10 protein-coding genes are annotated in these 12,244 nt (G+C 55.7%); 2 read left to right on the top strand and 8 right to left on the bottom strand.

Translation table 11 applies throughout. From position 1 onward, the window contains the following. Complete coding sequence (gene apaH / locus WG891_RS00050; RefSeq protein ID WP_337261103.1) at positions 1-825, top strand: bis(5'-nucleosyl)-tetraphosphatase (symmetrical) ApaH; 825 nt, start codon at positions 1-3, stop codon at positions 823-825. A gap of 78 nt (positions 826-903) precedes the next feature. Here the strand turns inward: apaH and folA are convergent, their stop codons facing one another. The 3 genes from folA to WG891_RS00035 form a co-directional block, all read right to left on the bottom strand. Next, on the bottom strand, positions 904-1,383 hold the full coding sequence (gene folA / locus WG891_RS00045) for a type 3 dihydrofolate reductase (RefSeq protein WP_337261354.1): 480 nt from the start codon (positions 1,381-1,383) through the stop codon (positions 904-906). Between the two features lie 175 nt (positions 1,384-1,558). Beyond that, positions 1,559-2,023 (bottom strand): threonine/serine exporter, encoded by a 465-nt coding sequence (locus WG891_RS00040; protein WP_076942573.1) that lies wholly within the window; start codon positions 2,021-2,023, stop codon positions 1,559-1,561. Further along, positions 2,020-2,820 (bottom strand): threonine/serine ThrE exporter family protein, encoded by an 801-nt coding sequence (locus tag WG891_RS00035; protein ID WP_337261102.1) that lies wholly within the window; start codon positions 2,818-2,820, stop codon positions 2,020-2,022. The genes WG891_RS00040 and WG891_RS00035 overlap by 4 nt, the downstream gene beginning before the upstream one ends. A 127-nt stretch (positions 2,821-2,947) precedes the next feature. Here WG891_RS00035 and WG891_RS00030 point away from each other — a divergent pair, with 127 nt between their 5' ends. After that, on the top strand, positions 2,948-3,562 hold the full coding sequence (locus tag WG891_RS00030; RefSeq protein ID WP_337261101.1) for a LysE family translocator: 615 nt from the start codon (positions 2,948-2,950) through the stop codon (positions 3,560-3,562). A gap of 53 nt (positions 3,563-3,615) precedes the next feature. Here the strand turns inward: WG891_RS00030 and kefC are convergent, their stop codons facing one another. The 5 genes from kefC to dapB form a co-directional block, all read right to left on the bottom strand. Beyond that, complete coding sequence (kefC, locus tag WG891_RS00025) at positions 3,616-5,469, bottom strand: glutathione-regulated potassium-efflux system protein KefC (protein ID WP_337261100.1); 1,854 nt, start codon at positions 5,467-5,469, stop codon at positions 3,616-3,618. After that, entirely contained in the window at positions 5,462-6,022 is a 561-nt protein-coding gene (gene kefF, locus WG891_RS00020) for a glutathione-regulated potassium-efflux system oxidoreductase KefF (protein WP_337261099.1), read from the bottom strand. The genes kefC and kefF overlap by 8 nt, the downstream gene beginning before the upstream one ends. 157 nt (positions 6,023-6,179) lie before the next feature. Then, positions 6,180-9,401, bottom strand: coding sequence for a carbamoyl-phosphate synthase large subunit (gene carB / locus WG891_RS00015; protein WP_337261098.1), 3,222 nt, complete (start codon positions 9,399-9,401; stop codon positions 6,180-6,182). Positions 9,402-9,417: 16 nt separating this feature from the next. Next, positions 9,418-10,566, bottom strand: coding sequence for a glutamine-hydrolyzing carbamoyl-phosphate synthase small subunit (gene carA / locus WG891_RS00010; protein WP_337261097.1), 1,149 nt, complete (start codon positions 10,564-10,566; stop codon positions 9,418-9,420). A gap of 469 nt (positions 10,567-11,035) precedes the next feature. Then, the gene (dapB, locus tag WG891_RS00005) at positions 11,036-11,857 is read right to left on the bottom strand and encodes a 4-hydroxy-tetrahydrodipicolinate reductase (protein WP_337261096.1); all 822 of its coding nucleotides are present in this window, start codon (positions 11,855-11,857) and stop codon (positions 11,036-11,038) included. Between the last annotated feature and the right edge of the window lie 387 nt (positions 11,858-12,244).

The raw sequence follows: 12,244 nt of genomic DNA, 5'->3' as shown, positions 1-12,244 counted from the left end.
ATGTCGACTTATCTTATTGGCGATATTCACGGCTGTCTCGATGAGCTGCAGGCGCTGCTGGCCCAAGCGGCTTTCGATCCATTGCACGATCAACTGTGGCTGACGGGCGATCTGGTCGCCCGCGGCCCCGCGTCGCTTGAAGTATTGCGCTACGTGCGCGCCCTCGGGCCAGCCGTGCGCATGGTGCTGGGCAATCACGATCTGCATCTGCTGGCCGTGTATGCGGGTATCAGCCGCAACAAGCCCAAGGATCGGCTCACGCCGTTACTGGAAGCCCCCGATCGGGACGAGTTGATTAACTGGCTGCGCCGCCAACCGGTGCTGCAGGTAGATGATGAGCGCAAGCTGATCATGGGCCATGCCGGCATCACCCCACAGTGGGATATCGACACCGCACAGATCTGTGCGCGTGAAGTGGAGGCCGTGCTGAGCAGCGACAGCTACCCGCTGTTTCTGGATGCCATGTACGGTGATATGCCGAACAACTGGAGCCCGGAGCTGAGTGGGTTAGCACGCCTGCGTTTCAGCACCAATGCTCTGACGCGCATGCGTTACTGTTTCCCGAACGGCCAGCTAGACATGATCTGCAAAGATGCGCCAGGCAGTGCGCCTGCGCCGCTGAAAGCTTGGTTTGAACTGCCGCGCCTGGTCGATCCTGAATACACCATTATTTTCGGCCACTGGGCTTCACTGGAAGGCAAAGGTACGCCGGATGGTGTGATTGGTCTGGATACCGGCTGCTGTTGGGGCGGGAATCTGACGATGCTGCGTTGGGAAGACAAACAATACTTTGTCCAACCTTCCAGCTGCCGTGTGATGTCATAGACGGCCTGGATACGCTAGCCGCCTCTTAAAAAAACCATGGGCACCCAAGGGTGCCCAGTTGTTGCCTGGCAGGCAGGCTTAACGGCGCTCCAGGATCTCAAAACAATAGCCGTGAGAATTCAGTGCATCAGCATCATGGAACTCGCTAAACGAGGTTTCCCACTCATCAGGCTCATAATCCGGGAAGTGCGTATCGCCCTCCACCTCGGTGTCGATGTGCGTCAGATATAGCCGGTTGGCGCGAGACAAGAACTGGGTATAAACCCTGCCGCCCCCCATCACCATTACTTCTTCCACCTGACCGGCCGCCGCCAACGCTTCATCCAGGGAGCTGACCCAGGTTACCCCTTCTTCAGTGCCAGGTTGGCTGCTCAAAACGATATTATGGCGGCCCGGCAGTGGGCGACCAATTGACTCAAAGGTCTTACGACCCATAATCACCGGCTTATTCAACGTGTTACGTTTAAACCACGCTAAATCCGCTGGCAGGTGCCACGGCATGGCGTTTTCCATACCGATGACACGATCCGCCGCCAAGGCAGCGATCAGGCTGATAATCATTGTTTAACCCTGTGTAGGCAGCAAAATTGTTCACACTATACGTAAACCCCCTGCCAGCGTCGATAGGCTAATCATGCAATATGAATATATAAGACGGCTCTTATTGGGTTGATTGATGTTCAAGAGAGATTTCAAGCCACAATAAAGCCTGTGGCCTGAAATCGGGCCGGAGCTAAACTCCCGGGCGTTTACGGTATAACCACAGACCCGGCACCGACAGGCCGATCGACAGCGCGCCAACGATAAAACAGGCTTTGAGGAAGTTGGATATCATCACTGACATCAATGCTTCGCTGTACCCGAGATGCGAAATCTCCACCACGCTGATCATCGCGGTATACGCAGAGATACCGGGGAACATCGGGATTACCGCCGCAACGGTAAAAACCTTCGGGTGAGCCAACAGCCAACGGGACCACTGAATCCCGATAATGCCGATCAGAATGGCCGCCAGAAAGGAAGCCCACTCGATATTCATGCCAAAATGCATCATCAGCATCCGCGAACCATGGCCTACCGCACCCAGCAGAGCGCAATAACGCAGGGCACGCGCTGGCACGTTAAACACCATGGCAAACCCTAGCGCAGGTACCGCCGCCAGCAACATATCCTGCACCAGTGCCCACAACAGACTCATGACCACCCCCGCAGATCCCACAACGACATGGCCATCACCACACCAATACAGGTTGCCAGCGTCAGCAGGCTGGCCATGGCCCAGCGAGCCAGCCCGGTATTCACATGGCCTTTGAACATATCGGCTACCGCATTAATCAACGGAAACCCCGGCACCAGCAGTAAAACGCTGGCCGCCATCGCCACGCTTGACGTCTGGCTGAACAGCGGTAGCCGCAGCAGCAGGCCAGAAACCGAGGTGGCAACAAATGCCGTCAGGCAAAAGTTAATCAACGGATTCATATGGCGGGCTGTGAGCATCTGGCGCACAAACATCGCCACCCCACTGGCCAAGAAAGTGACGGCAAAAGCATCCGCACCGCCGCCATTCAGCACGCTGAAACAGCCGCAAGACAGGGCCACCATCAGCACCACCAGCCCACGCGGATATCGCAGCGGGCGGATCTTGTCAAAACGCCGCGCCACGTCCTGAGCATCCGCCAGGCTGTGCTCGGCGAGGATCACAATATGCTGAACCTCGGTGACGATCTGCATATTGATACCGCGATCGACATTCTTACGTGTGGTCGTCAGGCACGCCTCATTGCTGATGGTGGTCAACACCACGGCATTGGCCGAAATCGAGCTTTCCACGCTGTCCATCCCAAGCGCCAGGCCGAGACGAGTTGATAGCTGTTCCACCACCATGCTTTCTGCACCATGCTGTAACAGCAGCAATGCGCACTGAATACACAGGCGGGTTATTTCACGTTGTTGCCGGTGTACGCCCGGCATTTCAATGGTTAATTCCTGCTTCATAGTCCCCAACCACTCCCCTGAATGAATGTTCATCATATAACCAAAGATTACCTCAATAGGTTGATGCGCATCAGGGGGAGTCGCGTTATTATCGCCACTGTTATACCTTCCGCTTTGAGACAGCACCATGCTTGAAACTTCATTATTCGTTGCCGGTATCGCCACCTTGGGGATGCTTTCACCTGGGCCGGATTTCTTTCTGGTGATTAAAAATGCCGCCCGTTATCCGCGGCTGGCCGCAATGATGACCGCACTCGGTGTCATTTGTGGCGTTGCCACCCATATGTCTTACTGCGTTGCCGGGCTGGCGGTGGTAATAACCACCACGCCGTGGCTGTTTAATGTGCTGAAATATGCCGGGGCGGTGTATCTGATCTGGGTGGGTATTCAGGCACTGCGTGCGCACGGGAGTAGCAAGGTTGATATCAGCAGTCTGCCCCAGCAGCAGGTCAGCCTGAAAAACGCCTTCGTGCAGGGCTATTTGTGTAACCTGCTTAACCCGAAAGCCACGCTGTTTTTTCTGGCGGTGTTTACTCAGGTGTTGCAAATCAACTCTGGCATCAGCGAAAAGCTGTGGTATGCGGGGATTATTTTCGGCCTTTCGGTCATCTGGTGGCCGGTGCTGGTGTTTTTGATCCAGAGCGGGCCGGTGCGGCGCGGGCTGGCAAAAACGCAAAAGGTGGTCGACAAATTATTAGGTGGAATGCTGATCGCGCTGGGAATTAAAGTCGCCCTGAGCTGAAACCAGCGGGTTTTACGTTTGGCCCTTTCCTGATGAAAAGGGCCAATCAATCCTTATCCTTTTGCTTCGACCACGCCTTCCTCGGGGGCTTTGCCGTCAATGCTGCCACGCCAGCCGGTCTGTTGCACGCGCACCAAGCGCATCTGATCCTGTTCGATAGCTGCCGACAGCATCTCTTTCGCTCGTTGCAGGCTGGCGATACGGAATTCGGTATCCTGATAATTCTCCAGCGTATCTTCCAGCATCTTCAGGTTATAGCGGCGGAAAGTATCGGCTTTCTCACGCGCTTCATAAGCATCCAGCCCCAGCAATTCCAGCGTTTCACGCCCGATACGCAGCGAACTTTCAAAGGTTTCACGCTCCAGGTTTTCTACCCCCAACTGCCTCAGTTGGTACCAGTGATCCACATCACGGGCACGCGCCACGATTTTCAGGTGCGGGAAATGATGCCTGGCCAATTCCGTCAGTTGCAGGTTTGCCTCCACATCATCAATGGCGTTGATCAAGATCTTGGCCTGTGCCGCTCCAGCCGCTTCCAGCAGATCGACACGCGTGGCATCACCATAAAACACCTTGGTGCCGAATTTGCGCAGCGTTTCGATATGATCGGGATCGTGATCCAACACCACGGTCTGCACGCCGTTGGCCAGCAGCATACGGCCCGCGATCTGGCCGAAACGGCCAAACCCGGCGATGATCACGCTGGCATTGCCTTCGTCGATCTCATCCGCCGGGCGCTCGTCTTGCGGCGCGTTCTTTTCCAGCCGGGCCGCAACCACCAACAGCAACGGGGTCGCAGCCATTGAAAGTGCCACCGCCAGCGTCAGCGGTTTAGCCCACTCCGGTGGCAGCACGCCCGCCATCTGTGCGGCACCAAAGATCACAAAGGCAAACTCACTGCCCTGCCCCAACAGAATGGCAAATAGCCCGCGCTGGCGCTTCGGCACGCCAAGGACCGGTGCCACCAGCCACAGCAGCAACGCCTTCAGCAACATAAAGCCCAGCAGCAGTGAGGCGATCAGTAGCGGATGGTGCAGCAAGGTGCCAAAATCGATCGACATCCCAACGCCGATAAAAAACAGGCCAAGCAGCAGCCCTTTAAACGGCTGAATATCACTTTCCAACGCGTGACGATACTCCGAGCTGGCCAGCAGCACGCCGGCAAGAAACGCCCCCATCGCCATGGAAAGACCGGCCATTTCCAGCAGGATGCCGAAGCCAAATACCAGGAACAGCGCGACGGCGCTGAAAACTTCGCGCATGCCAGATCGCGCCACAAAATGCAGCAATGGCCGCGTCACGTAGCGCCCCAGCAATATTACCATCGCCAAGGCGCCCACCACTTTAGCCGCAGACAGCGCAAAAGCCCCCAGCGTGGTAGCCGCGCCGCTGCTGGCCAGCAACGGGATCATCGCCACCAGCGGGATCGCCGCAATATCCTGGAACAACAGCACGGCAAACGAACTGCGGCCAATCGGCGATGGGGTTAAGTTGCGCTCACTCATCGCCTGCATAGCGATGGCCGTTGAAGACAGCGCCAGCGTCAGGCCAATCAGCAGCGCCACTTTCCAGCTCAGCCCCAGAAAATAACAAAAAGCGCTCAAAGCCAGCCCGCAGGCCACCATCTGAATACCACCACCGCCGAATACCGCCGCGCGCAGCGTCCACAGACGTCGGGGATCCAGCTCCAGACCGATGATAAACAGCATCAATACTACGCCGATCTCGGCGAAGGTCAGGATGGATTCAGCATCAGAAACCAACTTCAACCCCCAGGGGCCGATAATGCAGCCAGCAATCAGATAACCCAGTACCGATCCCAAGCCAAGCCGCACGGCAATGGGCACAAACAGCGCGGCAGAGCCGAGATAGATCAGCCCTTCAATCATCATATTGTGATTATCCATGCGCTTGCTCCTGCTCTGCCGCCGCTTCACCGTGCTCCAGCAGATATTGCACCAACCGCTGGCGGTAAGCCTCGCCCGCCGCAATCAGCGCCGGCTCATTGCAGGTGAAGGTGTCATGCACCGCAAAATAGGGCTGCCACTTCATCCCACAGTAAATGGCCGTGGCCTGCAGCGGCTGAGCTAATGCGGCAAAATCAGGATAATCCCCCAGCGCAAAATGCTGTTTGTCTCCGCCGCTGGTTACCGCCCACAGGCAGTCTTTCCCCACCAGCGCATTGCCGTCATGGCCATAGGCCCAACCGTGCTCCAACACTTTGTCGATCCACAGCTTCAGTAGCGGCGGCAGGCTGTACCATTGCAGAGGATGTTGCAGCACCACCATATCGGCGCGCTCCAGCGCCTGCTGTTCGGCCCGGGTGTCAATGTTGAAATCTGGATAAAGCTCATACAGGGAGCGGATTTCCACACCGGGAATGTCTTTGACCGCCTGCAACAGCCGTTGATTGGCATGGGAATGCCGGGGATAGGGATGGGCGTAAATAATCAGGATCATGCGCTTCTCGTCGTTTCGTGCCTTACATCAAGCGTATATCGTGACAGCTTACAGAGGGATTGATAGCGGAAATTTTTATCGAAAATGAGCAAATGGCTTGATAGAGAAGAGAAAAGGGCGGGTTGATCCCGCCCTGCTTGGCACCCTAAGACGGTGATTACTTGATACGTGCGTGCAGTTCCTGCACCGAGGTTACCTGCTCGGTAGGATCCGCCTTCAGCGCCATTGCCGTAGCAAAGCCGCCGTTCAGCGTGGTGTCGTAATGCACTTTGTATTGCAGCGCGCTGCGGCGAATCAGCTTGGAATCCTCAATCGCCTGACGGCCTGCGGTGGTGTTCACAATATAGGTGTACTCGCCATTCTTGATGCGATCCTGAATGTGCGGGCGGCCTTCGTGCACCTTGTTGACCAGGCGCGGGTTAATCCCTGCTTCACCCAGCACCACTGCGGTGCCGTGAGTCGCATCCAGCTCGAAGCCCTGTTTCAGCAGGCTGGCAGCCAAATCCACCACGCGGGCTTTATCCCCTTCACGCACCGACAGCAGCGCACGGCCCTGTTTCTTCATCCCTGAATTGCTGCCCAGCATCGCTTTGGAGAACGCTTCGGCGAAGGTGCGGCCAACGCCCATCACTTCACCGGTCGAGCGCATTTCCGGCCCAAGGATCGGGTCAACGCCTGGGAATTTGTTGAACGGCAGCACCACTTCTTTTACCGAGTAGTACGGCGGGATAATCTCTTCGGTGACGCCCTGTTCAGCCAACGACTTGCCCGCCATCACGCGCGCCGCCACCTTCGCCAGCGGCACACCGGTGGCTTTGGAGACGAACGGTACGGTACGTGCCGCGCGCGGGTTCACTTCGATCAGATAGACTTCGTTGTTTTTCACCGCAAACTGCACGTTCATCAAACCACGCACCTGCAGCTCAAACGCCAGCTTTTCAACCTGTTGGCGCATCACATCCTGGATCTCTTTGCTCAAGGTGTAAGCCGGCAATGAACACGCGGAGTCACCTGAGTGCACGCCAGCCTGTTCGATGTGTTCCATGATGCCACCGATCAGCACACGCTCGCCGTCGCAGATGGCATCAACGTCCACTTCTACCGCATCATCCAGGAAGCGATCCAGCAGCACCGGGGCATCATTGGACACGCTGACCGCGTTTTGGAAGTAACGGCGCAGGTCGATTTCGTCATACACGATTTCCATTGCGCGGCCACCCAGCACATAGGACGGGCGCACCACCAGCGGATAACCGATGCCAGCGGCTTTTTCTACCGCCTGCTCAATGGTGGCGACGGTAGCATTGGCCGGTTGCTTCAGGCCCAGACGGTTAACCGCCTGCTGGAAGCGCTCACGATCTTCGGCACGGTCGATGGCATCTGGGCTGGTGCCGATAATCGGCACACCTGCGGCTTCCAGCTCACGCGCCAGCTTCAGCGGAGTCTGGCCGCCGTACTGTACGATCACGCCTTTGGGCTTCTCGATGCGCACGATTTCCAGCACGTCTTCCAGCGTTACCGGTTCGAAGTACAGGCGATCCGAGGTGTCGTAATCGGTAGACACGGTTTCCGGGTTACAGTTGACCATGATGGTCTCGTAGCCGTCTTCACGCAGCGCCAGCGAGGCGTGCACGCAGCAGTAGTCAAATTCGATACCCTGGCCGATACGGTTCGGGCCACCGCCAAGCACCATCACTTTCGGGCGATCGTTGGTCGGGTTGGATTCGCACTCTTCTTCATAGGTGGAATACATGTAAGCGGTGTCGGTGGCAAATTCCGCCGCGCAGGTATCCACACGTTTGTAAACCGGGTGCAGGTTAAAGCTGTGGCGCAGCTTGCGGATCTCGTTTTCCGAAACGCCAACCAGCTTGGCCAAACGCGCATCGGCAAAGCCTTTACGCTTCAGGGTGCGCAGGAACCCGGCGTTCAGGCCGTTAATCCCTGCCTCGGCCACTTGCTCTTCCAAACGCACCAATTCTTCGATCTGCACCAGGAACCAGCGATCGATATTGGTCAGGTTGAACACGCCGTCTACGGACATCCCGGCACGGAAAGCGTCGGCGATATACCAGATACGATCGCAACCGGCGTCTTTCAGTTCACGGCGGATCTTGGTCAGCGCTTCCGGATCGTCCAGGCTCACTTTCGGATCGAAACCGGTGGCGCCCACTTCCAGGCCACGCAGCGCTTTTTGCAGGGATTCCTGCTGAGTGCGGCCAATCGCCATCACTTCACCGACCGACTTCATCTGGGTGGTCAGGCGATCGTTAGCACCCACAAATTTCTCGAAGTTGAAACGAGGAATTTTGGTCACGACGTAATCGATAGACGGCTCAAAGGACGCCGGAGTGCGGCCACCGGTGATGTCGTTCATCAGTTCGTCGAGGGTGTAACCCACCGCCAGCTTGGCGGCAATTTTGGCGATCGGGAAGCCGGTGGCTTTCGATGCTAGCGCGGAAGAACGGGACACGCGCGGGTTCATTTCGATCACGATCAGGCGGCCGGTTTTCGGGTTTACCGAGAACTGTACGTTAGAGCCGCCGGTTTCGACGCCGATCTCACGCAGCACCGCCATCGAGGCGTTACGCATGATTTGGTATTCTTTGTCGGTCAGCGTCTGAGCCGGTGCCACGGTGATGGAGTCGCCGGTATGGATACCCATCGCGTCGATGTTTTCAATGGAGCAGACAATGATGCAGTTGTCGTTTTTATCGCGCACCACTTCCATTTCGTACTCTTTCCAACCGATCAGCGATTCGTCGATCAGCAGCTCTTTGGTCGGCGACAGATCCAGACCACGCTCGCAGATCTCTTCGAACTCTTCGCGGTTGTAAGCAATACCGCCGCCGGTGCCGCCCATGGTGAACGATGGGCGGATAATGCATGGGAAACCGACGTCAGCGGCCACCGCCAGCGCTTCTTCCATATTATGGGCAATGCCGGAACGCGCGGTATCCAGGCCGATCTTCTTCATGGCGATGTCAAAACGGCGGCGATCTTCCGCTTTATCGATGGCATCGGCCGTGGCACCAATCATGGTCACACCGAACTCGGCCAGTACGCCCTGGCGCTCCAGTTCCAGCGCACAGTTCAGCGCCGTCTGGCCGCCCATGGTCGGCAGCACCGCATCCGGGCGCTCTTTTTCAATGATTTTACGCACCACTTCCCAGTGAATCGGCTCGATATAGGTCGCATCGGCCATTTCCGGGTCGGTCATGATGGTTGCCGGGTTGGAGTTGACCAGAATAACGCGGTACCCCTCTTCGCGCAGCGCCTTACAGGCCTGGGCACCGGAGTAGTCGAACTCACACGCCTGGCCGATTACGATCGGGCCAGCGCCGAGGATCAGGATGCTTTTTATATCTGTACGTTTTGGCATTTTTTATGGCTCCTGATTATTTGGCGTTGGAACGGTAAGTCTCAATCAGTTCGATAAAGTGATCGAACAGCGGCGCTGCGTCGTGCGGGCCAGGGCTGGCTTCAGGGTGCCCCTGGAAGCTGAACGCCGCTTTGTCGGTGCGGTGGATCCCTTGCACCGTGTGGTCGAACAGGGATTTGTGCGTGACGCGCAGCGTGGCCGGCAGGTTATGTTCATCCACCGCAAAGCCATGGTTCTGCGCGGTGATCATCACGGCGTTGTTATCCAGATCTTTAACCGGATGGTTACCGCCGTGGTGGCCGAGCTTCATCTTCATGGTTTTGGCACCGCTGGCGAGCGCCAACAGTTGGTGGCCCAGGCAGATACCGAAGAGCGGAATGTCGGTTTCCAGGAACTGCTTGATGGCGGCAATCGCGTAGTCACACGGCTCCGGGTCACCGGGGCCGTTGGACAGGAAGATGCCGTCGGGATTCATTTTCAACACCTCTTCCGCAGAGGTTTGCGCAGGCACCACCGTCAGGCGGCAGCCGCGATCCACCAGCATGCGCAAAATGTTGCGTTTGGCACCGAAGTCGTAAGCCACCACGTGGAATGGCAATTCGCTCGCCGCTTTAGCCTCTGGCAGATCGCCTTCCAAAGTCCAACTGCCCTGCTGCCAGGCGTAGGCTTCTTTGGTGGTGACCTCTTTCGCCAGATCCATGCCCTTCAGGCCAGGAAAGGCCTTGGCTTTCTGCAGCGCCAGTTCAGCATTGGTGACATCACCGACAATAATGCAACCGTTTTGTGCGCCCTTTTCGCGCAGCAGGCGGGTCAGCTTGCGGGTATCAATATCGGCGATCGCCACAATGTTGTTACGCTTGAGGTATTCAGCCAGGCCTTCTTCGTTGCGATAGTTGCTGGCAATCAGTGGGAGGTCACGAATGACGAGGCCTTGAGCATGAACAGCGGAGGATTCTTCGTCGGAAGCATTGGTGCCGACATTGCCGATATGGGGATAAGTAAGAGTAACGATCTGGCGGGAGTAGGAAGGATCAGTGAGGATTTCTTGATAGCCGGTCATCGATGTATTGAAGACCACTTCCCCCACTGCCGTTCCCTCTGCCCCGATGGCCCGACCGTGGAATTGGGTTCCGTCTTCCAGAACCAATAGCGCTGACTTAATCAAAACACCCTCCGAGGAATAATCAATCACAATATTTGCATATTAATTCAGATTTCACCGCCTAAATCAATGCAAAAACCGCCCTCAAGGCTAATTTTTGGCAAATTGGGCGCATTTTAATGATGAGTGCCCAACTTGTCTACTCATAGTGCCTTTTTTTATCGTATTTTTGCTGTTCTCACCGCTTTACGGGCTTCACACCGATAAAAACATACGGAAACTCGGGCGAGTAAACGGTTGCTAGACACAATGACACAAAAAAACCATGACAGTGGCGAAAATTCGATGTCAATCAACAATCGAGGATATAAAAAGGGAAAAAATCAAAGTAAAACCACTATAAATAGCCATCATTACATTAAAAATGAAGATAAGCCCTATTTTAATGGTTAAAAAAAAGGACAATAAAATTATTGCCCTATTATCATAGCACTATGATCAACATAACCACATCACGATGGTATGCAAAACATTATAACTGCTCTAAACCGAGAACATCGCGCATATCAAACAGCCCTTTTGGCTGCTTTCGGATCCAGGATGCTGCGCGCACGGCACCATTAGCAAAAGTCATGCGGCTTGAGGCTTTATGGGTAATTTCTACCCGTTCGCCAATATCGGCAAACATGGCGGTATGCTCACCCACAATATCCCCGGCACGTATAGTGGCAAAACCGATGCTCTGCGGATCGCGCTCGCCGGTATAGCCAACGCGTTGATAAACCGCGCACTCTTTCAAATCACGCCCCAGCGCAGCGGCAATTACTTCTCCCATCGCCAAAGCCGTGCCGGAAGGGGCATCCACTTTGTGGCGATGGTGCGCTTCGACAATCTCAATATCGGTATAGTCGCCCATCACTTTAGCGGCTTTTTCCAACAATTTGAGCATCACGTTAACGCCAACGCTGAAGTTGGCAGCAAACACGATGCCAATCTGTTGGGCAGCATCACCAATTGCCGCCTTCCCCGCATCATCAAAACCGGTGGTGCCAATCACCATGCCTTTTTTATGTGCCACACAAAACGCCAGGTGTGCCAAGGTGCCTTCTGGGCGGGTGAAATCGATCAGAATATCGAAATCATCGGCCACGCTATCCAGGCTGTCGCTGACGATGACCCCCAGCGCCCCGACTCCAGCCAGTTCACCGGCATCGGTTCCCACCAGGCTTGAACCTGGGCGCTCCAATGCGGCCCCCAGCACTACGCCCTGCGCCTGCTGTACCGCCTGAATCAATTGACGCCCCATGCGGCCACCGGACCCCGCAATTGCGATGCGGATCTGTGAATCAGTCATACATTTCTCTCTTCTTGATTTTGGTGCCCCTATGACGAGCATAAGGTTCAGAGTAACTGCCCTGCCCGATCACTGCCAGAGGATTTCATGCAGAATTAGAATATTATGTTATCCCGATGCTTTTATCAGTAACGCTATCAATTGATTAACAATCGGGCAAGCAAGATCGTACGCATGAACTTACATAACTATGCAGTTTATATGCAGAAAAAAGATCGGTGCGGGAGGCTGGATCACCGGACGGATACGCCAGTAAAAACCCGCCTAGAAGGCGGGTCAGACTGCTGACTAACCCCACTTTTTCAGGTGGGGTTCTTCTTTTCTAGCGACCGCAGGTCGCGATCGCGATATTTTTCCATAATACCGTCAGTTGAGCTTTCTGACCGC

The sequence above is a fragment of the Serratia sp. MMO-28 genome (assembly GCF_037199905.1).
Taxonomy (GTDB): Bacteria; Pseudomonadota; Gammaproteobacteria; order Enterobacterales; family Enterobacteriaceae; genus Chania; species Chania oryzae.
This window is presented reverse-complemented; position numbering and strand designations above follow the sequence as displayed.

Excerpts from the sequence above, each read along its gene's own strand:
- apaH (WP_337261103.1), top strand. The coding sequence starts at position 1 with ATGTCGACTTATCTTATTGGCGATATTCACGGCTGTCTCGATGAGCTG.
- WG891_RS00040 (WP_076942573.1), bottom strand. The coding sequence starts at position 2,023 with ATGAGTCTGTTGTGGGCACTGGTGCAGGATATGTTGCTGGCGGCGGTA.
- WG891_RS00035 (WP_337261102.1), bottom strand. The coding sequence starts at position 2,820 with ATGAAGCAGGAATTAACCATTGAAATGCCGGGCGTACACCGGCAACAA.
- WG891_RS00030 (WP_337261101.1), top strand. The coding sequence starts at position 2,948 with ATGCTTGAAACTTCATTATTCGTTGCCGGTATCGCCACCTTGGGGATG.
- kefC (WP_337261100.1), bottom strand. The coding sequence starts at position 5,469 with ATGGATAATCACAATATGATGATTGAAGGGCTGATCTATCTCGGCTCT.
- kefF (WP_337261099.1), bottom strand. The coding sequence starts at position 6,022 with ATGATCCTGATTATTTACGCCCATCCCTATCCCCGGCATTCCCATGCC.
- carB (WP_337261098.1), bottom strand. The coding sequence starts at position 9,401 with ATGCCAAAACGTACAGATATAAAAAGCATCCTGATCCTCGGCGCTGGC.
- dapB (WP_337261096.1), bottom strand. The coding sequence starts at position 11,857 with ATGACTGATTCACAGATCCGCATCGCAATTGCGGGGTCCGGTGGCCGC.